This is a genomic window from Photobacterium sp. (assembly GCF_033720175.1).
In the GTDB taxonomy this organism is placed as follows: Bacteria; Pseudomonadota; Gammaproteobacteria; order Enterobacterales; family Vibrionaceae; genus Photobacterium.
Genome location: NZ_JAWWDA010000001.1, coordinates 586,407 through 605,704, shown reverse-complemented (window position 1 = coordinate 605,704; position 19,298 = coordinate 586,407). Strand labels below are relative to the sequence as shown.

Here is a 19,298-nt window from a genome sequence, read left to right as displayed (position 1 = left end):
GCTGTTGCAGACTGGGTCTGTTCTGTCTGTTGAGCTGCCTTACGCGCTTTGGCGCGGGCGACGGCAGCCGCGACAGCAGCTTTTTTGGGGTCGGCGTCAGTCGTATCGGTTACATCCGCTGTTGCAGACTGGGTCTGTTCTGTCTGTTGAGCTGCCTTACGCGCTTTGGCGCGGGCGACGGCAGCCGCGACAGCAGCTTTTTTGGGGTCGGCGTCAGTCGTGTCGGTTACATCAGCTGTTGCAGCCTGGGTCTGTTCTGCCTGTTGAGCCGCCTTGCGCGCTTTGGCGCGGGCGACGGCAGCCGCAACGGCATCTTTTTTCGCATCACCGGTACTTGCCGCACCATCCTCTTTTGTCGAAGACTGATCTTGGGCGGAAGACGCTTCTTTTGCTGCTTTTCGTTCGCGAGCCAGGCGCTTACGCTCCTCACGAAGCTTTGCCATTTCCTTATTATCGGGTAAAGAAGCATCAGGTAAAACGTGATCAGATGTTTCCGACTTAACTTGTGCCGCAGATGCCTGTTTGGCTTTCGCCCGGGCAATTGCCGCAGCAACGGCTGGTTTCTTCTCTGCGCTGGCCGATGATGCTGCCTGCTTGGCTTTTACCCGTGCAATGGCTGCGGCAACGGCGTCATCGCCACCGGCGCTTGCCATATCTTTACGACGTTCTTCTGCTGCTTTCTTAAAGCGATTTTCGCGTTCAGCCTTATCTCGCTCCATACGGGCAGTTTTGGCTTCATAGCGCAGCCTTGCTCGCTCGGCATTCGCTTCATCTTGTTTTCGGGTTCGGATCTCGGATTTTGCCTGGCGATAGTACTGTACCAATGGGATTTCACTTGGGCAGACATAGGCACATGCACCGCATTCAATACAGTCAAATAAGTTATATTCTTCACACTTATCAAAATCTTGAGCTTTGGCATACCACTGCAATTGTTGCGGCAGCAATGAAACCGGGCACGCTTCAGCACATGCGGTGCAACGAATACATGCCAGCTCGTGATTGGGCGGTGAAATTTCTTTACGGGTCGGTGCAAGAATGCAGTTTGCCGTTTTGGTTATTGGCACATCGCAGTGTGGTAGTGTAAAGCCCATCATCGGGCCACCCATGATTACGCGTGGCAGTTTCTTATCGGCTTTATAACCGAATTGCTCCAGCAGAAAGCTAACGGGTGTTCCTAGTAGCACCCAGGCATTACCCGGTTGCTTAAAGGTGTTGCCTGTTAATGTGACCACGCGCTGGATCAGTGGTTCGCCATTAATAACCGCGCGTTTAATCGCGTGAACGGTACCGACGTTCTGCATCAAGATGCCAATATCGGCTGGAATGCATTTCGCCGGAACTTCTTTTCCTGTCAGCACTTTGATCAGCTGCTTTTCACCTCCGGACGGGTACTTGGTTGGGATCACGCGGATCAAGATACCATCGTCTTCAGAGACAGAGCGCTTCAGGGCGTTGATCGCTTCGGGCTTGTTATCCTCAATACCGATCACCGTCAGTGCCGGCTTCAAAATGTAGCGAATAATACGAATGCCTTCGATTACCTCGGCGGCATAATCCTGCATCAGGCGGTCATCAGCGGTGATGTAAGGTTCACATTCGGCGGCATTAATAATAAGCAGATCTGTTTTACCTAAACCACTTTGTAGTTTTCGCCCGGCAGGGAAGCCCGCGCCGCCCATACCGGCAATGCCACTCAGGCGAATATGCTCAATCAGATCAGCCGCTTCTATATCGTTATAGTTGCTGATAGTTTTTCGTTCACCCCAGCGATCTTCACCGTCTGGCTCTATGATGATACACAAATCAGCCAGGCCGGAAGGGTGGGCAATGGTACGTGCTTCCACGGCTTTGACCGTACCTGACGTCGGAGCATGGATTGGTACACTCAATGCTACATCAGCGTGTGTCAGCGGCTGGCCTTTCACAACTTTGTCGCCAGCGGAAACTAAAATATCACCCACAGCACCTATATGCTGTTTGAGGGGAAGAACTAACTCATCAGGAATAATGGCTTCTGATATTTCAGATTGATTTGACAGCTTTTTTTGCTCCGGCGGGTGGATCCCCCCCGGGAAGTCCCATAACTGGCCTTGTTTTAATTGCTCTATGATTGACAGCATGGTTACTCTACCTTGTTGGCGCTAGCTTCTGCAGGAATGTTAACAACAGGGATCTGATTAAGATCCCACTTCCAGCTTTCCGGTGTGGTTGCAACCGGCACCATTTCAATACAGTCTGTAGGGCAAGGCGAGACACAAAGGTCACAGCCGGTGCATTCCTCTTTAATGACGGTATGTAGTGCTTTTGTGCCACCAACGATGGCGTCAACAGGACATGCTTGAATGCATTTAGTACAGCCAATACACATATCTTCGTGAATAAACGCGACTTTTTTCAGCCCTTTATTTTCGTCATGTGCTGAATCCTGAACTTCAACCCCCATTAGGTCGGCCAGTTTTTCGATTGCGGCCTGACCTCCCGGAGGACACTTATTGATTTCATCACCATTTGCAATGGCTTCTGCATAGGGGCGACAACCCGGGTAACCACACTGGCCACACTGGGTTTGAGGCAGGATTGCATTGATTTGTTCAACAATAGGATCCGCTTCGACTTTGAAGCGAATAGAAGCAAAGCCGAGAATAAGGCCAAAAATTGCGGCTAAAATGGCGATTGCAATCACTGCAATTAAAATTCCGCTCATCTTACAGTTTCACCAATCCAGTAAAGCCCATAAAGGCAAGAGACATCAGCCCTGCGGTAATCATGGCGATTGAGGCACCTTTAAAAGGTTCAGGCACATCGGCAGCCGCGATTCGCTCACGCATAGAGGCAAATAGAACGAGCACCAGAGAGAAGCCGACAGCGGCACCGAAACCATAAATAACCGACTCAATGAAGTTATGACGCTCGTTAATGTTTAACAGGGCAACACCTAACACCGCACAGTTGGTGGTGATAAGGGGGAGGAAAATCCCGAGTAAACGGTAGAGAGTAGGGCTCGTTTTGTGTACCACCATTTCAGTGAACTGTACTACGACAGCGATCACCAGAATGAAGCTTAGGGTGCGTAAGTATTGAATACCTAAAGGTACCAGAATATAGGCTTCAACCAGGTAAGCGCACACAGAAGCAAGAGTCAGCACAAATGTAGTTGCTAACCCCATACCAATTGCAGTTTCCAGTTTCTTTGATACCCCCATGAAAGGGCACAAGCCTAAAAATTTTACCAGTACAAAGTTGTTAACCAACACTGTACCTACGAGTAGTAGCAGGTATTCAGTCATACCATCTTAATTATGATTGAAAGGGATCTGCATATTATCTTCCTTTGTCCAGGCTATAACAACTCCCCTAAAGCAGGGTTTTTCGTAATTGATTAACTTTTCATCAACGGTTCAGGCAGGTAATGAAGGGGATAAGGCTCTAATTCACATATTAATACTCCGTCGGCCCCTTTGAAAGCTATGAGCATGAAGTCACTCATCGCATGGCCATGACAGAGAAAAGAGTTGTTAAGTGGTATGGATGATTAAGCAAGCAACAAACTGTTGAAAGTGTCACCGGTCGGTTATTTTTTAAAATATTTATGGTTGACACCTTTTAGGAGGCTAGATAATATTTGCCTCGCAAAACAAAGTGATTCCCCTTTAGTTCAGTTGGTAGAACGGCGGACTGTTAATCCGTATGTCGCTGGTTCAAGTCCAGCAAGGGGAGCCAAATTTAGCCTTATCGCAAGTATTTTAATTATCTGCGGTAAAGCACTTGGATAATTCCCCTTTAGTTCAGTTGGTAGAACGGCGGACTGTTAATCCGTATGTCGCTGGTTCAAGTCCAGCAAGGGGAGCCACATTTAAAGCCTCATCTTTCGATGGGGCTTTTTTTGTTTGATGTTAGGTTGAGGGTGAATGCCAAATCTATTAATTACCTGAATGTGTAACCAGTCACTAGGTATGAGAAACCAGGAGATATGTGGGATTAGGTGAGAACTTACGGTATTTGGTGGGTGAACCCTTGTCTTTACTGGATTCATGACATGTTTAAAGTCTGATTAAATGTGTTTATATGGAATCGCTTTAAATGGAAATTATGTTAGCCGGCCTAGCGGAAAGTCGGTTGGAATGACAAACCGCACTGAGAGCCATCCTCAAAAATCACATATCTGTTGACCTTTGAACAACCCTTCCAATAATACACAACTGATCTAGCTCTTCCTTTGGCACCTCGATAGGTGAGTACTCTTTGTTGTCACTGATTAATATGATTGAGCCATTGTAGCTTTTTTGTATGCGTTTAGCGTAGAGCTCATCACCTAGACGGATTACAAATATTTGTCCATCGATTGCTTGCGTGTCGCTTAGATCAACTACCAATGAATCATTGTCTTTTATGGTGTCGCCCATTGAATCGCCTTTGGCAAAGACTACAACAAGGTTATCGGGGTTTAATCGTCTATATTTGAAATACTTACGTCTAAATGCCAAATGACGTTTTGGTGCTTGATCAAACGCAGTACACCCGTTCCCCGCTGATACCTGCACATGATAACCAGGTACGAGAATAAATTCCTCATTAAACTCCTCAAGAGTGATGCTTGGTGAATTTATACAGTTTAATTGCTCGTTTTTGGACTCATGATGAGAGACTGAAAACTTAGGTCCTTCCCCCGTAGCTAACCATTCAATATTTACCCCTTTATAGCGCGAAATAGCCACCAATTTATCAAACGTAGGTTTGGAGTTATAAGGTGGAAGGTATTTCCTTAAACCGCTGTCCGTTACCCCTATTTTTTCCCCAAAGGCTCTGATTGATTCAGCTCCAATCAGTTCTTTAAGTCTCGTGGAAAATTGTGCGATTCTATCGTCAGAAAAAACACATTGAGTGCTTTTTTTATTTGGCTTGTGCTTTTCCATGTAACGTCCTGTTTTTAATCGCAATGATGTCTGGTTTTGGAGCCGTAATTGTTTAGAGAAAAACACATGTAAAGAGTTTTTCTATTGCAATAAAAGTGCGGCGCATCGTTATATTTTCCGATATACCGTCAAATATAACGATATTAATCTTGTTTCGTAATATTGTTTGCACTATCGTCATATTGTCGCAAAGGGAAAGTTACCAATTGCGACAGATTTTAGCACGGAGTGGCCTAATGAAAATAGAAAATGCTTACCAGTTACAAGGTGCTTTGCGTTCAAAAGGCTGGACTGTAAGGAGTTGGGCTATTGCAAATGGCTACAACCCGAGAACAGTTCTTCATTGTATCAGCACTTTTGCACCGGAAAATAAGAGGTTGCCCAAAAGGCGTCTATCAATGTCAATCATGGAAGATCTATCAAAGAAATTAGGCGTTGATCTTTTGGAGGTTAAAGATGATTAGACAATGGTTCGCTGTATCAGAACTCTGCGGAGTAGAAGGGCTCCCATCAGCAGCATATTCGATAAGGAGACGCGCACAAAAAGAAGAGTGGAAGACAAGAAAAGCACTAAAAGGCAAAGGATTTGAATATCACATATCGAGCTTACCTATTGCAGTACAGGTAAGATTGAATATTAAAGAACAAAATCAGGCTCTTACACAGGGAGATAAAGTAGAGCTATCGGCTCAACATAGCATTGTAACAACAGAACGTAACGAGGATGCAGAGCGGTTTGAATCGATCGTAACTAAATCTGACGGAATGAAGCGATTCATGTGCTTGCCTGAAAGTAAACAGGAGAAAGCCAAAGCGCGTCAGACGATATTGATAGTTTTGGATAACTTCTTGGCTCCTTATGTAGCTGCGGAAGCAAAGGTTCAAGGGCTTCAGATATTTGTTGAATCCTATAACCGATTGGAAATTTTACCTGACTCACCGGTGAGGCAGGTTATTGATAAAATTACGAAAACATCACTTTACCGATGGCAACGAAGTTACAACAAGCAAGGCATATTTGGCTTGGCTGATAATTATAAGCAAAGTGTTATTAGCAAGATTGATCAGATACCTACATTGAAGCAATTCCTAATAGCTTTGATTACCAGCAAACCGTACCTGATGAATAAGCCTAAAACATTACGGAAATTGGCAGCGGTTAAATCTGAAGAGTTTGGCTGGGAATTGCCTGCTATCAGCAGTTTTCGTCGATGGATACTGGCTTATCAAAAAACAAATGAAGTTGCTTTGGCATATACCACGAACCCTACGAAATATACCGATAAATACAGGCCACTATATGGACGTATGTATCCATGGATAACAGGACCAAATCAAGTTTGGGAATTTGACTCAACACCAACAGATGTCGAGCTGAATGTTGATGGAAAGCTGAAGCGCCACTGTATCGTTGCTGCTATTGATGTTTATAGCCACCGCGTTCGTTTAATAGTTTCACCTACATCCAATAGTGAAGCCATTTGCTTATTGTTACGTAAATGTCTGATTGACTGGGGAGTTCCTGAAAAAGATGCGTTCATGCGAACTGATAATGGTTCTGATTATGTAAGTGAAAGAACGACCACTATTTTTGGATTACTCGAATTAGGCTTATCAAAAGCTGCGGCCTTTTCTGGTTGGGAGAAGCCATTCATAGAACGTTTCTTTGGCACCATGAGCCGCGTACTAATGGAAAAAATGCCTGGCTACATTGGGCACTCAGTGACAGATCGCCAGCAGATAGAAGCAATGCATACCTTTGCCAAGCGAATAGGCCAAGGTAAAAAGCAAGTCGAGCAAGAGCGTATTGCATTGGCGTTAACACCGCAGGAATTACAACAAGTACTGGATGACTATCTTCAATACGATTATCACCACGAACAACATGACAAATTGAACAAATCACCTTTCGAACTTTACGCCGAAAGCGGTTACAGGAAGCAAGTAATTGAAGAAACGCATGTTCTTGACTTGTTACTTAACTATATCGGTATGGCTACCGTTGTTCGCGGAAACGTAAAAGCAGGAGGTGTTCAATATACCGCCCCTGAGCTGCAGGAAGTCGAGTGGCAACGTAAAAAAGTTAAAGTGTTTATTGACCCAACGGATATTGGCCGAGCAACGCTTTATCCAGAAGACGGCTGGGAGACTTATGTTGAAGCCGTAAATATGGACTTGATTGGCCGTGAAATTGACCCCGCAACCTATCGGGCCAAGCGTAAGGAACAGACAAAGGCTTTGGCTTCATTTAGAAGAGAAGCTAAGCGTCTTCAGAATGAATTTGGTATCGATACTATTTATGCCCAGGAACTAGCACAGAAGAAAACGCTAAACGGTAATTTAACAGCATTTGAAGGTGTTGAATCACATAGCAATGAAGCTCTTTCTGGATTAACAAAAGCGACAAACGGAAAGCCTGATCCGAATTATCGAAGTGATGATGAGATCTCCCGCTTAGAGCAAGCCAAACAAACCATTGAGCGCCGTGAACAAAGCGTTCAAGAGCAGAAAGGATTAATGATCCGCAATTTACATGACAAGGCTAAACATTTGGCTGAGCAGTCATTAAGCAGAGAACTGACAGAAAAGGAGAGCAAATTTTTAGATAAGTATAAGTTGGACAATCCCTTTGGCTGTAAAGCTGTCGAGGAAATAATGGCGCGCAGCCGGCAAGCATAACGCGCCATAAACACTAATTAAATTCATCGTTAAATAAACTATTAATGCTCGAAAGGAGTATAGCAATGAAACCAATTGTTGCACCAGTTAAGAACCTTATTGCAGCGCAAGTTGCGTTTGAAACCGTTGTCAGGCGTCCGTACGGCATTCCAGGAATTTGCCTCATGCATGGCGAATCGGGTTTGGGAAAAACGACAGCTAATGCATACATCTATAGCCAGGTTGACGGAATCTACGTCAGTGCTCGCGCACATGATTCAACAAGCAGTTTAATGATGCGAGTTGTTGAAGAGCTAGGTTCAACCCCAGCCTATCGAATCAGTAAAAATATCGATTTCATCATAGAGCAAATCAGTATGAATGAACGCCCGTTATTCATCGATGAGGCTGACTACTTAATGAATGATGTCCGTATGCTCGATACCATCCGTGACATTTATGACGGAGCAGAAACGCCAATAATTCTCATTGGCATGGATCAGATTGCTCGCCGTATCAGCAAGCGTAAACAATTTTTTAATCGTATTAGTGAGTGGGTTGAGTTTAAGCGAGCTGATTTAGACGACATAACTACAATGGCAAACTCATTGCTTGAAGACAACATCCTCGTAGAAGAAGAGCTTTTGGAACACTTAAGGAAAAGCACCTCAGGTGAAATGCGCAGAATTATCATCGGCCTAACTAAGATTGAAACGCTCGCAAAGGCCAATGATATTGAGTTGGTCACCCGGCAAGATTGGGGCAATCAACCATTTCATGGTTTACGTGATTAGCAGGGGGTTTTATGTCGAAGCGTCGTATGGCATGGAAGTTTATGTGTCAATTCGGCAAGTCCATGTTTTCACCAAAACAAATAATGGATGCTGTAGAAATGAACAACTCACAGGTGCGTCAGTTCATCAAAGAACTTGTCTCTGAGAATAGAATTCTGTTGGTAGAAAAGCGTACCTCAGTTTTAACAAGCCAGTATCAGTTAATTGATACTAATCCACTGCCAGATAAGAGAAAAACCTCAAAACGTCCCATAGTCATGCAGCGACTATGGAATGCCAGTCGGGTGCTGAAGCGTTTTAACCATCACGATCTTCGTTCAATCGCTGTTGCGGGCGAGCAGGTAACGAACCGGTATTTACGAGCAATGAAACGCGCTCGTTTAATTCGAGAGATAAAAACACCTGATGGCGTTATGTATCGACTGAATATTGATTTAGGTAATAAGCATCCATTGATCACTGATGACGGTATTCGCTGTCAAAACAGGGAGCGGTTCTTCCCTTACGAGGAGAATTTATGAGCAATGAAGATTGGCTTGAAACGTTAAAAGGAGAGGTTGCCAAGCCGGGAAGCTCACAAAATAAGATAGCAAAGGAATTGGGGGTTAGTTCCTCTATGTTGAGCCAGGTTGTCAGGGGGATTTATCCCGGCAACACCGAGATATTGAAGATCAAGGTTAAAGGCAAATACATGAAGGCAACCGTAACGTGCCCAATAAAAGGCGAACTGCCTATCAATGAATGCTTGATGTATCAGGAGATGCCCTTTTCATCTGCAAATAGAGAGCGGGTGCGAATGTATCGAGCATGTCGCTCTGGATGTCCTCATTCCTCGCTGGAAACAACAGCAAAAGCACAGCGGATTGATATCAAAGCCGCAACAGAGGAAGAGGTGTACCACCTCGATAATCAACTGGCGTACTTAAAGCGAACAGCTAAGGGAAATACTCTTGAACTCAACCAACTACTAGAAAAAGAACTGACCAAGCTTTCCGCACGCTACAACCAGCTGCTGTGGAGCAAAAAATATTCAACGAGCGAAAAATGAAACGAGCAAACGGATTACTTGCCAACTCACATCGCATCAATGCGGCGGTTCGACAGCTTCAAAAGTGTGGCATGGAAGTACGTTCAACCCGCGTCGGTATCATCCGCCCGGTGATTGAAATCGAACGGCCAGACGGCATGTGCCAGGGGTTTGATATTACCTGCCGGGCGCAGGGGCAAACCCGGCAAATGCGGGTGGCGTCATTGTGTGGTTGCCTGGTCACCTGGAGGGCATAGCTATGACGTTAGCAGAAAGAATTGTTGAGAAGTTGAGAGTACGGCCATTAACGCGGCCAGAGCTTTCAATACTGATTGATGAAGTGACATCCCGCGCCATTCTTCACCAGCTAAAAAACCTGACAAAACATGGATTCGTAAAAGGCGGAGATGAAACCAGCCGAGTCTATCACTTTATTACCGAAGAAGGCTTTCTTGAAGAGTGTGGTTGTTGTGGCAGCTTTCGTCCTTGTTGGACAGTAACAAGTGGTGTCTGCCACTTTTGCCGTAACTCAAGCTGGTTGGCAAGCAATAAGCCCCGCACCAGAGTCAACACCAGAACCGCGATGTATGCAAAAGATGATGCCTGCGCCATGGCATACCACCGTTTATTAAGGAGCCAGGCCATCGGCTCCCGACAAAGCAATAACCCTGTTTAAAAAGGAATGACTGAATGAATACCCAAGAAGTACAACCAGCGTCGGCAGCGCCAGAAGGCTACATGTTTGACAGCAAGCAGCGCATGGTGCCCATCACAATGGTTGATGACTATGACATGGAAATTAACGATTTCGTGATTAAGCACACGGCGAAAGCGCGAGAGATCCAGTCAGAACTGAGGCGGTTCAAGCGTGACGTCTTCGATGACTGCTACGCCTTTCAAGAGCTGCTGGCCGAGAAGTACGAGAGCAAGAAAAAGAAAGGTGGTGCGAAAGGTGGGTTCTCGTTCACCGCCTATGACGGCTCGCTGCAAATCAAAATCACCGTGCAAGATCGGATCACCTTCGGCCCCGAACTTCAGATAGCCAAAGAGCTGATAGATGAGTGCGTGCAAGACTGGAGCTCAGACGCCAACGATTATCTGAAGGTACTGGTCAACGACGCCTTTGAAGTAGACCGCGAGGGCAACCTGAACACCGGCCGTATTCTTTCCCTGCGCAAGCACAAAGACAAAATCATCGACCAGCGTTGGATGAATGCCATGGAAGCCATAGCCGACGCCATTATGGTAACGGGGTCAAAAACATACCTGAACTTCCGCGAGCGCACCAGTGAAGGCAAGCTGGTTAATATCCCGTTAGACCTGGCGGCATTGTAGGGGGCGCAATGAAGAAAATGAGTCATTTGAATATGCCGTTCGTCGCCCCTCATACCCGCTTGGCTGTGCTCAACGAGCTGGATAAGGCGCAGCAGCTTGAAGACATTAACGCAGAAGTTGCGGGTAAAAGCTATGCCCAAGGGGTGAGCGATGCCCTGTTATGGGTAGTGGGGAAAATACCGCCGCCGAGCGAGTAAAGAAGCGAAACATCGCCCTTGTTTGAGCAGTAAAAAGGGTGATGTCTATCCAGCGTAGCTGCTGGGTACTGATGAGCAGCTAAATTGAGAAATAAATGAAATTTTAAAAAGTACACGCCCCCGCGTGGGGCTTCGTACACTCTGAATTTGGGATTGAATATGGATGAGAAAATCACAAAAGAACAATGGGTAGCCATTGAAAAAGAGCTTTCGCTGTTAATTGCTAGTGTTCATTTTAACCTTGATGGGCATGAAATTAGTGTTGGGCGGAGGCTTGTTCGTGAAGGTGTGACTTCGTTGTTTGTTTATATTGATGGGGAGATAAAAGGTGGCTGGTATGTAAATAAGTTTGGAATTCGTCCGGCTGTTGTTGAAAAAGTCTGGCGTAAACGGAGTCAGGCTTGTTATTCACCATCAAAAATTCAGCGAATAGAGAAGTTGCACGGGAAACGCAATGCGAAAAAGTACTATCCGGAATTACATAAAAAACATGAGTACTTAGACCCAGAATTTACTAAAGCCTCCGTACTGGTTCGTCAGTTTAAGAAACTTGATGGTTTGACGTTGGTTAAAGCCAGCTGCTTGGAGGCCGCCAATGGATAACGAATTAATTGAAGAACTTATGTCGGTCAGCAATATGGACAGGTATGCAGCCGAACAATGGGCTGATAAACATTGCAAAGGGTGGCGGACTGAGCCACGAGCGAAGGCAAACCGCATTCTTACGGAGAAGGAGGCCGCCAATGGATAACCGCAACCGCCTAATTCAGCTCATCCATGTCGGCAAGCGCGAACTGGCACTTGATGATGACACTTATCGTGCTCTGCTGTTTGCCAATGGTGAGCATTCCAGCTGCAGAAAAATGAACATTAAACAGCTTGAGCTGGTGCTGGCCGTGATGGAGATACAAGGATTCAAACGTCAGGGGAAGGTCGGTAAAACACCGTTTAAACGCCGTTTAAGTCCCAAAGCAGGCAAAGCCAAACACGCTGAAATAGACAAAATCCGCGCCATCTGGATCACCATGGCTCAGCACGACATCGTGCGTGATCGCAGCGAATCGTCCCTTGATGCTTACGTTCGCCGTATCACTAACCGTAATAAAGGCGAAGGCGTTGAGCATGTAGGCTGGTGTGATGCCAACCAAGCCTACATGGTGCTGGAATCGCTCAAAAACTGGCACAAGCGAGAACTGGCCGATCGGATGAAAGAAGCGGGGTGGACAGTACCGCTCAATCGTAATGGCACAGGGCTTGCGGGATATCAAACCGTAGTCGAAGGGTATGAATTTATGGCCAGTCAACGGCTAGGTGGGAAGCGATGAGTGAATCATAAGCCATTGTTTTAGAAGCGCAAGAACCACAGCAATACGTGAATTAATGATAAACCGCCTTCAGGCGGTTTTTTATTGCAGTCCGTGGCAGTTCCAGACCTTTCTTACACGTACATAAAACACGCTTTGGTCACATACCGTCTTAGACCAAACAACTCGAACCTGAACCATTGGCAGATCCGTTTCTGGCTCGGTTCTGCCCCATTGCAGTTTAAAGCAGTTACTCAAAAGCAGATCTTGCCACTGAAAACATAGTACTTTTTCTCATGATTGTTAGCTGAGAAGCGATGCTAGAAAACTCCCATTTTCTTTATATCAGCATTTCTAATCAGATAGTTCCATCTGCATTATTATGCTGTTCTGTTGTAAGAGATAACATTGGACAAGATATTCTCAGAGGAAATCTCTACTTCACCCAATTTATATAATTTGATGTATAGAAAACTGCCTAGGTATTCGGAGGGGAGGGGCAAGTGAGCATGGAGGACGCAGCGTAAATACATAAAAGTTAGAAACTTATTCATAATCAGTGATTAAAAAATAACGCGACGCAATAATTTTTTTGCAACTCATTGATGTGGAAGGGCACTGCAAAATTCATGCGTTCGCCCTACTGGAGAACGTGGCTGACAACGAGGTCTTGCCGACCTTGCTCAACCCGCTCCAGCGTCGGTTACATCAGGAGTCAGGCGATGGCGCTTACGATATCCGGCGGTCACCGCGCTGAAATCATGGTGAAAACGTACCTCTAGCTACCATTAGCGGTCGCTGGCAGAAACGGCAATGTCCCGTTACAAACAGCTGGTGAGCCCCAAGCTCAGCCTGCGTAACTACAACAGGGGGGCTTGTGGAGTCAGGCATTTCTTATCGTAGTCTGACTCCAAAGGCCATATAAAATGATCGCTCTTAACTCATGAGCATTAATTATGGACGAAGCAGTACTTTACCCTTGCGCGATGATTGTAAGCTTGCTGTTACCGCATTTTTTACATCATTCATCGGGTAAATCGAATCCACTGGCAACTTCAGTTTTCCTGTTTCTGCCAAGCAGATAAGTTTCTCCATCATTGACTTCCTTTTTTCCACTGCCATGGACTGATTAATCTTCTTCTGCCAAAAACCTTTGACCGTAATCTGCTTGAAAGCAATGTCTGCAGCGGGAATATGCATCGGCTCTCCTGACATAGACCCAAAGGAAACAAGCAGGCCATTTTCACCTAATAATGCAGTCAGCGCTTCAGTTGCGGCTCCTCCAACGGAATCAATGGCATAACTGATAGAAGTTCCACCTGTCAGATCATGAACTCTTTGTTGCCAGCCTTGGTTGGCAGTCGAAACGACATACTCGATACCTTGCGCCGCCAACGCTTTTTTTGTTTTATTGTCACGAACTAGACTGATGGTATTCACACCCTGCTCCCTTGCAAGGATCGACAATGTTTTACCAATAGCTCCACCTGCCGCATTTTGAATGATCCATTGTCCTGCTTTCGCATTCAAAAATTCAAGTAATAACAGCGCACTAAATGGCATAGAACCAAGCTGCGCACCAACCTCATCACTGACTGTATCGGGAACAACCGTTAATATCTCTGCTGGGGCCAAGAAATATTCAGCCCATACCCCCATAATGGGTGACCCCACAACACGCTGGCCCAGTGTGAGCTCTTTGACTCCTTCACCTACAGCATCGATGATCCCTAAGGCCTCGCTACCACCAATTGCTGGCAAATTGGGCTTGTGGCCATATGTTCCACGGACTGTCCATAGGTCGTGATTATGAATAGGGGATAAAATTGTTTTGACTCTAACCTGATTAAAACCTGGTGATGGAAGAGATGTTTCTTCTTCATTTAGTACCTCAGAAGGCTCACCAAATTGATAGTAAATCGATGCTCGCATAAAACTTCTTCTTAAATACGGTTTTCATAAAATTCTAGACATCATATTCCAAGTGCGTTTGTCACTGGATGATTGGCAAGAATTGACTTGTGTGATTTTAGTTGTTGAACACTGTAGAAAGATGAATAAAATTATTGTTATTTTTCAGCTACTCACTAGTGATACGCATTAAAATATCGCTATCTGGTTTTGTGAAAAGAGAGGCGAGTATTTCAAAGTGGTTGACACCACTCACCTCTGTCACAGATATGTTGTAATCGTGCCGTTGTAATTTCTCACTGTAGTTGAGGGATTGCCCTTTGAGCTCTGGTTGCTCATCACCACCATAGTAAATATACATCGGTAGTGAGCTCTTGTTTGCTGGGTGAATGTTGTTTATTGGGCTTAGCTTGACAATTTCATTGTCACTCAGTTGTAAGGCGGCACCAATCTTCTTTGTCGCAGCAATAGGCGATAGATCAAATAGGCCACTGATAGGCAATATGGCTGAGTTGACAACTGGGTGATCTTTCCAGAAGGCTGCAAGATGGCCACCTGCAGAGTGCCCAGACAAGTAAACTGGCATTCCAGACATATTGTTATCTTTCATATACGTCTGTATGGTATCAAGAGCCCGGCCAACCTGATTGACTAAGGCTGTCATGCTCACTCGTGGAATAGTTTTCCCATCTACCATATTCTCCTTTGTGAGGTCATACTCAATTAACATAACATCAATATTCTTTTCTAGCAGCAGCTCTCCGATAAAAGCATAAGAGTCCTTAACCTCGCCTTGCCAATAACCACCATGAATAAAAATAAACACACCACGGGTGTCTTTGTGACTGAATCTTGGGTTATGGAAATGGTCAAAGCTTTCTCGAGAACCAAGGCCATAATGGACATTTTTTTTATAAATGTATTTATTGTAAACAATCTTACTTTTGTCTTTAAATGCAATCAGTTGCTTACTAGCTTTATCTAAACCTATATAATTCAAGGTGTCGTAATCTTCAATATCTGGTTTATTATTGATATGCAAACTGCTTATTATTGTTTTTTCTTGAGTTACGGGTTCACTCGCTTGTGTCGACATAACAAAGACGAGGTTCAACATGACAATCAGACTCACAGGTTGAAGGCTCACAGATACTCCGGTAGCTGGTTTGTAGTAGGTTTAGAAGATAATCGAAACCGCAGATGAATAAACGCAGTATTATTACAACTAACTCATGCAAAAATGCATCTTGACCAGGAGCTAAGATGAATTGGGACGACGCCAAAATTTTTCTGGCCCTCTATCGCGAAGGCACCCTGAGGGGCGCAGCCCGCAGAGTGGGTGTTGATCAGGCCACGATCGGTAGACGTATCGCCGCTATGGAGCACGCGTTATCAGCCACGTTATTCCTACGTACCTCGAAAGGTTATCTTCTGACCCAGATCGGTGAGGTGGTGCTCGCCAGCGCCGAGCGGATGGAGCTAGCAGCGACTGATTTCGTTCGCGCCGCCCAAGGGGTCGATAACCGATTGGTAGGAGAGGTGAATGTGGCAACAACCGATACCCTAGCCACGGACTTCCTGCTACCAGCCTTTGGGGATTTGCATCGCAATCATCCTGATATAAGGGTGATTCTCAAGACTTCCACGCAGGTGGTTAACCTGACCCTTCGTGAGGCCGATATAGCCATTCGCACGGTGAAGCCGACCAACCCCGACTTGATCATCCGCAAGCTAGCCTCTTGGCCGGTTGGTCTCTACGCTTCACAGGACTATCTGGCTCGACATGGTCTGCCGAAGGCGGGTAGCGGCTTTAGTGGCCACTCCTTGGTTGTTTACGAGCCCCATTGGCAGAGCTCCCGCTTCGCCACTGTAATGGAAGAGCCTGCTGATGGCGCTAAGATAGCTGCAGGGGTAGATACTAGCCTGATGTTACGCCAAGCGCTTTTGATGGGGCTGGGGCTTGGCGAGATGGCTGTACCGCTGGCAGAGCAAGCAGGATTGGTGCGGATCTGGCCAGAGCGACAACTCCCCACCACCTACGAAATATGGATGGTCACCCATCAGGATGTGCAGCAAGCTGCACGAGTCAGGGCAGTTATTCATGCCATCGAAACAGCATTCGAGGTGGTGTTTTAAACCTTGGCTGAAATGGTTATTGACGGTTGCATAATGTCCATCTAAGCGATGGTCTGTCAGACAGCTATAGAGACTCAGATTAACAAACAGGGGGATAAATATTATATACCGCCCTTGGCATGTAAATGATACTTACCCTCTGCAACAGTCCAGTATTTTTCGAACGGGACTGTCGTCCGAGTCAGTCAGTTCCAGACTGACTCACTTCTGTCCAAAAGTGAGATAGAACCGGTCACTCAAAATAGTCTGCTAATTGGCGTCCCTGTAACTCACGGGCGATGGAGAATCAGAACAATATATGGATGAGTGCTAACCGCCTACGGGCGGTTTTTTTACCCCCGCCCGGAAGCCTTGTATTGACCCGGAGATCAATCATATAGCTAAATAGGGAGATCGAAATTAATCCTCGGGGGGCAGTAATGGAACAGCAGCAGGAGATTTTCAAAACTAAAACGTCAGAGCTGGAACTACTGATCAATAGTGTTTCTGAAATTGCTGATGACAATGTGCGCCAGCGTTGGCCGTCCACCTTACAATCATTGAGTGAGGTTCTAAATAGCGAACTCAAACGGGCCAAGATTGATGCGCCCCATCTGGCCGACAAACTCACCATCGCCCTGGGCCATTACTTCGGTGGCCGCGACATCTACATCCCCAACGGTTCTAAACTGAAATCCGCCCTGCGTAATATCGAAATTTGGCGTGAATACAATGGCCGTAACATCGAACAGCTGGCTAATTACCATAAACTGACTGAACGACAAATTACCGAGATAATCAGAGAGCAGCGCCAGGCTGAAGTGAAACGCAGGCAGAGAAGTTTGTTTTAATTTGTGGACTACAAATAAATAACCCGCCAGGTTGGCGGGTTTTGGTACTGATGTGGTGTGTTTAGTTAAAGGCGATCTTTAAGCATGGTCAGTAGCGTGATGATGCCGCCGGCCAACAGTTTCACGAGAGCTTCCTTGATTATCTTACTAAGTAGCTTTTTCAGTTCTTTCATGAGCGATCTCTTTGCAAATTGAATGTTTCTTCTTTATGTGCAGATGATATCGTGTCTAGAGTGGCTGGCTAAAATTAGATAGGTATCGCGAAAAACCCTCAACGTTCACTATGAGATTTTGTTGCTGATAGGGCTCTGTTTTTTCTTTGAATTTGCCATAATTGTTCACGCTAACTGCTTTATATTTCAGCAGTCTTTCCTGAAAGAACTCGACAACACCTACCTAGCTATTCCCCATAACATCAACGTAATCAAAACGATTTTCAAATCAGATTGCGGGGATGCACATGGACAAGCTATTTCTCAAACGCCGTTATTTTCCTCACGGCACCTTTTCAACACTCCATACCAAAGACGGCGAACAGCTGTGCTGCATCGTCGAGCGTGAATGGGATAACAACAAACCGAGCATTTCATGCGTGCCGTCAGGTACTTATCGGTTCATCCCCCATCAGAGCAATAAGTTTGGCACCTGCTATGCGCTCGAAGCGCCGACGTTAGGTGTCACCCGTTATGGGCCAAGCCTGCGCACCCACTGTTTACTTCACAAAGCCAACCGAGCCAAAGAGCTGCAAGGCTGCCTCGCACCAGGCACACACTTTGGCGTAAGCCGTGGTGAGTGGGCTGTGGCGAACTCTGAAGAAGCATTCAATGGACTAATGACCTTTTTAGGTGGCAAGGAATGGCAGCTGGAAATCATCACCGCGTAGCCGTTGCAGGCACATATTCATTATTAGGAGTACATAACTAATGGACCCATTCACTATTTTCGGCCTGGCGAAAACCTTGCTCTCTGCCGGGCCGACGTTGATCAAAACCGTTGGTGGAATGTTTGGCGACAGTGCCAGCGAAACGGCAGTGCGGATGGCGGACAAAATTGAGCAGATTGACAAGTCCATCGTCCCGTTTGAAGTGAAGCAAAAGCACGTGGCCAACGAGCTGAATAAGCTATCGCCGGAAGAGCTGGAACGCATGGGTAAGGTACAGGTCGAGTTGGCAAAAATCGAAGCCGAACGCGAAGCCCGCCAGCTGGAGCATCAAGAAACCATCTTCGCGACCGGGCAGCAAACCATTCAGGCTGGCGATAAATCACAGAGTAAAAAGGTTGCCGCCTGCCGCCCGAACCTGGCCTATATCAGTGCCATATCCGGCTCGCTCTATGTGCTGGGGGCCGAAGGATTACAGGCGTTTAGTAAAGGTGACGGGGCCGACATGGTTATCGCGGGGATCATGTTCGCGTTGGCAACGGCCTATATGGGTATTCGTCACCGTGAAAAAGGCCAGGGAACGGCCACGTAAGGCTGGCTATTTAAGGCGTAGCTACACAAGGAATAAACCATGTCAGATGCTGTAGACAGGGCCGCAGTCGAAACCGTAATAGAAAAGATAGTTAAAGAAGAGAAACGCAAACATGGACGGTGAACTGATTAAAACCTGGTGGCCCGTTGTGGTAGTGGCGGGTGGCCTTGTTGGTGCCGGGGTGTTTGCCTGGTTATCCAATCGCTTTGCGACCAAGAATGACCATAACAAGCTGACAGAGCGAGTGGCTGCGATAGAGAAAGAGCAGGCCAGTCTGCCTTCGCGTGATGAGTGGCACCAGATGGATAAGAACGTGGTGAAAGTGACCACGCAGAATGAATCTATTCTCGCTTCGATGAAGAGCATCGAGAACCGTCTGGCGATGCTGTACGAAAACGAATTAAGACAGGAACAAAAATAATGGCTATCTCACAAATTATTGTTGAGCACCAGCGCCTGGTGATTCTCCGGTTGTTGTCGGAAGTGCCAGGGTATGACCTGAATGAATCCATTCTGCAGGATGGGCTGGATCGTTACGGGTTGGATATCAGCCGTGATGCTCTGCGGGCTCAGCTAGAGTGGTTGCAGGAGCTGTCGCTGGTGGCGCTGGAAAAGTTGGGCACAACGTATGTTGCCACATTGACAGTACGCGGTGGGGATATTGCGGTCGGTCGTGCCACGGTATCAGGGATTAAAAAGCCACGCCCAGGTGAATGAT

24 protein-coding genes, 2 tRNA genes, 1 other RNA gene and 1 pseudogene are annotated in these 19,298 nt (G+C 46.2%); 22 read left to right on the top strand and 6 right to left on the bottom strand.

Annotated elements, in window-relative coordinates; all coding sequences use genetic code 11:
- The 3 genes from rsxC to rsxA form a co-directional block, all read right to left on the bottom strand.
- Positions 1-2,123 (bottom strand): electron transport complex subunit RsxC (gene rsxC / locus R3289_RS02715; RefSeq protein ID WP_318923913.1); only part of this gene is annotated, 2,123 nt, incomplete at its 3' end.
- 2 nt (positions 2,124-2,125) lie between these two features.
- Positions 2,126-2,707: an electron transport complex subunit RsxB gene (gene rsxB, locus R3289_RS02710; RefSeq protein WP_318923912.1), complete on the bottom strand. Its 582-nt coding sequence runs from the start codon at positions 2,705-2,707 to the stop codon at positions 2,126-2,128.
- A 1-nt stretch (position 2,708) separates the two neighbouring features.
- A complete protein-coding gene (gene rsxA / locus R3289_RS02705; protein ID WP_265696087.1) occupies positions 2,709-3,290 on the bottom strand; it encodes an electron transport complex subunit RsxA in 582 nt (193 codons plus the stop codon).
- 357 nt (positions 3,291-3,647) lie between these two features.
- Between rsxA and R3289_RS02700 the strand changes: the two genes are divergently transcribed.
- Both R3289_RS02700 and R3289_RS02695 read left to right on the top strand, forming a co-directional pair.
- Positions 3,648-3,723, top strand: a tRNA-Asn gene (locus R3289_RS02700).
- A gap of 54 nt (positions 3,724-3,777) precedes the next feature.
- A tRNA-Asn gene (locus tag R3289_RS02695) sits at positions 3,778-3,853 on the top strand.
- A gap of 304 nt (positions 3,854-4,157) precedes the next feature.
- Here the strand turns inward: R3289_RS02695 and R3289_RS02690 are convergent.
- A complete protein-coding gene (locus R3289_RS02690) occupies positions 4,158-4,916 on the bottom strand; it encodes a S24 family peptidase (RefSeq protein WP_318923909.1) in 759 nt (252 codons plus the stop codon).
- A 236-nt stretch (positions 4,917-5,152) separates the two neighbouring features.
- Between R3289_RS02690 and R3289_RS02685 the strand changes: the two genes are divergently transcribed.
- The 14 genes and pseudogenes from R3289_RS02685 to R3289_RS02620 form a co-directional block, all read left to right on the top strand.
- A complete protein-coding gene (locus tag R3289_RS02685) occupies positions 5,153-5,380 on the top strand; it encodes a hypothetical protein (RefSeq protein ID WP_318923907.1) in 228 nt (75 codons plus the stop codon).
- Entirely contained in the window at positions 5,373-7,595 is a 2,223-nt protein-coding gene (locus tag R3289_RS02680; RefSeq protein WP_318923904.1) for a DNA-binding protein, read from the top strand. The genes R3289_RS02685 and R3289_RS02680 overlap by 8 nt, the downstream gene beginning before the upstream one ends.
- 65 nt (positions 7,596-7,660) lie before the next feature.
- Positions 7,661-8,368, top strand: coding sequence for an ATP-binding protein (locus R3289_RS02675; protein ID WP_318923903.1), 708 nt, complete (start codon positions 7,661-7,663; stop codon positions 8,366-8,368).
- Positions 8,369-8,379: 11 nt separating this feature from the next.
- The gene (locus R3289_RS02670; protein WP_318923901.1) at positions 8,380-8,889 is read left to right on the top strand and encodes a hypothetical protein; all 510 of its coding nucleotides are present in this window, start codon (positions 8,380-8,382) and stop codon (positions 8,887-8,889) included.
- Positions 8,886-9,416, top strand: a complete 531-nt coding sequence (locus R3289_RS02665; RefSeq protein WP_318923899.1) for a hypothetical protein — start codon at positions 8,886-8,888, stop codon at positions 9,414-9,416. The genes R3289_RS02670 and R3289_RS02665 overlap by 4 nt, the downstream gene beginning before the upstream one ends.
- Positions 9,413-9,652, top strand: a complete 240-nt coding sequence (locus tag R3289_RS02660) for a hypothetical protein (RefSeq protein ID WP_318923897.1) — start codon at positions 9,413-9,415, stop codon at positions 9,650-9,652. The genes R3289_RS02665 and R3289_RS02660 overlap by 4 nt, the downstream gene beginning before the upstream one ends.
- Positions 9,653-9,654: 2 nt before the next feature.
- Positions 9,655-10,071, top strand: a complete 417-nt coding sequence (locus R3289_RS02655) for a hypothetical protein (RefSeq protein WP_318923896.1) — start codon at positions 9,655-9,657, stop codon at positions 10,069-10,071.
- A gap of 14 nt (positions 10,072-10,085) precedes the next feature.
- Positions 10,086-10,730 (top strand): DUF3164 family protein, encoded by a 645-nt coding sequence (locus tag R3289_RS02650; RefSeq protein ID WP_318923895.1) that lies wholly within the window; start codon positions 10,086-10,088, stop codon positions 10,728-10,730.
- An 8-nt stretch (positions 10,731-10,738) separates the two neighbouring features.
- Complete coding sequence (locus R3289_RS02645) at positions 10,739-10,927, top strand: hypothetical protein (RefSeq protein WP_318923893.1); 189 nt, start codon at positions 10,739-10,741, stop codon at positions 10,925-10,927.
- 2 nt (positions 10,928-10,929) lie between these two features.
- An RNA gene (locus tag R3289_RS02640) (hammerhead ribozyme type II) lies at positions 10,930-11,012 on the top strand.
- 74 nt (positions 11,013-11,086) lie between these two features.
- Positions 11,087-11,530 carry a hypothetical protein gene (locus R3289_RS02635; protein ID WP_318923892.1) on the top strand — a complete coding sequence of 148 codons (444 nt, stop codon included), beginning with the start codon at positions 11,087-11,089 and terminating at the stop codon, positions 11,528-11,530.
- Positions 11,523-11,678, top strand: a complete 156-nt coding sequence (locus tag R3289_RS02630) for a hypothetical protein (RefSeq protein ID WP_318923890.1) — start codon at positions 11,523-11,525, stop codon at positions 11,676-11,678. Before R3289_RS02635 ends, R3289_RS02630 begins: the two co-directional genes overlap by 8 nt.
- A complete protein-coding gene (locus tag R3289_RS02625) occupies positions 11,671-12,252 on the top strand; it encodes a regulatory protein GemA (protein ID WP_318923889.1) in 582 nt (193 codons plus the stop codon). The genes R3289_RS02630 and R3289_RS02625 overlap by 8 nt, the downstream gene beginning before the upstream one ends.
- 580 nt (positions 12,253-12,832) lie before the next feature.
- Positions 12,833-13,098, top strand: a pseudogene (locus tag R3289_RS02620) (IS5/IS1182 family transposase); the annotation flags it as partial.
- Between the two features lie 87 nt (positions 13,099-13,185).
- Here R3289_RS02620 and R3289_RS02615 read toward each other — a convergent pair.
- A complete protein-coding gene (locus R3289_RS02615; RefSeq protein ID WP_318923887.1) occupies positions 13,186-14,163 on the bottom strand; it encodes a zinc-binding dehydrogenase in 978 nt (325 codons plus the stop codon).
- A gap of 148 nt (positions 14,164-14,311) precedes the next feature.
- A complete protein-coding gene (locus R3289_RS02610) occupies positions 14,312-15,289 on the bottom strand; it encodes an alpha/beta hydrolase (protein WP_318923886.1) in 978 nt (325 codons plus the stop codon).
- A gap of 116 nt (positions 15,290-15,405) precedes the next feature.
- Between R3289_RS02610 and R3289_RS02605 the strand changes: the two genes are divergently transcribed.
- From R3289_RS02605 to R3289_RS02580, 6 genes are all read left to right on the top strand, one after another.
- Positions 15,406-16,278 (top strand): LysR family transcriptional regulator, encoded by an 873-nt coding sequence (locus R3289_RS02605; RefSeq protein WP_318923884.1) that lies wholly within the window; start codon positions 15,406-15,408, stop codon positions 16,276-16,278.
- Between the two features lie 419 nt (positions 16,279-16,697).
- Positions 16,698-17,108, top strand: a complete 411-nt coding sequence (locus R3289_RS02600; RefSeq protein WP_318923882.1) for a Mor transcription activator family protein — start codon at positions 16,698-16,700, stop codon at positions 17,106-17,108.
- 460 nt (positions 17,109-17,568) lie between these two features.
- Positions 17,569-17,991, top strand: a complete 423-nt coding sequence (locus tag R3289_RS02595) for a DUF5675 family protein (RefSeq protein WP_318923881.1) — start codon at positions 17,569-17,571, stop codon at positions 17,989-17,991.
- Between the two features lie 40 nt (positions 17,992-18,031).
- Positions 18,032-18,580, top strand: coding sequence for a hypothetical protein (locus R3289_RS02590; protein ID WP_318923880.1), 549 nt, complete (start codon positions 18,032-18,034; stop codon positions 18,578-18,580).
- Positions 18,581-18,692: 112 nt separating this feature from the next.
- Complete coding sequence (locus R3289_RS02585; RefSeq protein ID WP_318923879.1) at positions 18,693-19,001, top strand: DUF2730 family protein; 309 nt, start codon at positions 18,693-18,695, stop codon at positions 18,999-19,001.
- Complete coding sequence (locus R3289_RS02580; protein WP_318923878.1) at positions 19,001-19,297, top strand: ArsR family transcriptional regulator; 297 nt, start codon at positions 19,001-19,003, stop codon at positions 19,295-19,297. Before R3289_RS02585 ends, R3289_RS02580 begins: the two co-directional genes overlap by 1 nt.
- Position 19,298: the final 1 nt, after the last annotated feature.

Bases quoted from the DNA above. Each gene is read 5' to 3' on its own strand.
- R3289_RS02585 (WP_318923879.1), top strand. From the start codon at position 18,693: ATGGACGGTGAACTGATTAAAACCTGGTGGCCCGTTGTGGTAGTGGCG.
- R3289_RS02680 (WP_318923904.1), top strand. From the start codon at position 5,373: ATGATTAGACAATGGTTCGCTGTATCAGAACTCTGCGGAGTAGAAGGG.
- R3289_RS02660 (WP_318923897.1), top strand. From the start codon at position 9,413: ATGAAACGAGCAAACGGATTACTTGCCAACTCACATCGCATCAATGCG.
- rsxB (WP_318923912.1), bottom strand. From the start codon at position 2,707: ATGAGCGGAATTTTAATTGCAGTGATTGCAATCGCCATTTTAGCCGCA.
- R3289_RS02650 (WP_318923895.1), top strand. From the start codon at position 10,086: ATGAATACCCAAGAAGTACAACCAGCGTCGGCAGCGCCAGAAGGCTAC.
- R3289_RS02665 (WP_318923899.1), top strand. From the start codon at position 8,886: ATGAGCAATGAAGATTGGCTTGAAACGTTAAAAGGAGAGGTTGCCAAG.
- rsxA (WP_265696087.1), bottom strand. From the start codon at position 3,290: ATGACTGAATACCTGCTACTACTCGTAGGTACAGTGTTGGTTAACAAC.
- R3289_RS02635 (WP_318923892.1), top strand. From the start codon at position 11,087: ATGGATGAGAAAATCACAAAAGAACAATGGGTAGCCATTGAAAAAGAG.
- R3289_RS02690 (WP_318923909.1), bottom strand. From the start codon at position 4,916: ATGGAAAAGCACAAGCCAAATAAAAAAAGCACTCAATGTGTTTTTTCT.
- R3289_RS02655 (WP_318923896.1), top strand. From the start codon at position 9,655: ATGACGTTAGCAGAAAGAATTGTTGAGAAGTTGAGAGTACGGCCATTA.
- R3289_RS02595 (WP_318923881.1), top strand. From the start codon at position 17,569: ATGGACAAGCTATTTCTCAAACGCCGTTATTTTCCTCACGGCACCTTT.
- R3289_RS02670 (WP_318923901.1), top strand. From the start codon at position 8,380: ATGTCGAAGCGTCGTATGGCATGGAAGTTTATGTGTCAATTCGGCAAG.
- R3289_RS02605 (WP_318923884.1), top strand. From the start codon at position 15,406: ATGAATTGGGACGACGCCAAAATTTTTCTGGCCCTCTATCGCGAAGGC.
- R3289_RS02590 (WP_318923880.1), top strand. From the start codon at position 18,032: ATGGACCCATTCACTATTTTCGGCCTGGCGAAAACCTTGCTCTCTGCC.
- R3289_RS02580 (WP_318923878.1), top strand. From the start codon at position 19,001: ATGGCTATCTCACAAATTATTGTTGAGCACCAGCGCCTGGTGATTCTC.
- R3289_RS02630 (WP_318923890.1), top strand. From the start codon at position 11,523: ATGGATAACGAATTAATTGAAGAACTTATGTCGGTCAGCAATATGGAC.
- R3289_RS02600 (WP_318923882.1), top strand. From the start codon at position 16,698: ATGGAACAGCAGCAGGAGATTTTCAAAACTAAAACGTCAGAGCTGGAA.
- R3289_RS02685 (WP_318923907.1), top strand. From the start codon at position 5,153: ATGAAAATAGAAAATGCTTACCAGTTACAAGGTGCTTTGCGTTCAAAA.
- R3289_RS02675 (WP_318923903.1), top strand. From the start codon at position 7,661: ATGAAACCAATTGTTGCACCAGTTAAGAACCTTATTGCAGCGCAAGTT.
- R3289_RS02645 (WP_318923893.1), top strand. From the start codon at position 10,739: ATGAAGAAAATGAGTCATTTGAATATGCCGTTCGTCGCCCCTCATACC.
- R3289_RS02615 (WP_318923887.1), bottom strand. From the start codon at position 14,163: ATGCGAGCATCGATTTACTATCAATTTGGTGAGCCTTCTGAGGTACTA.
- R3289_RS02625 (WP_318923889.1), top strand. From the start codon at position 11,671: ATGGATAACCGCAACCGCCTAATTCAGCTCATCCATGTCGGCAAGCGC.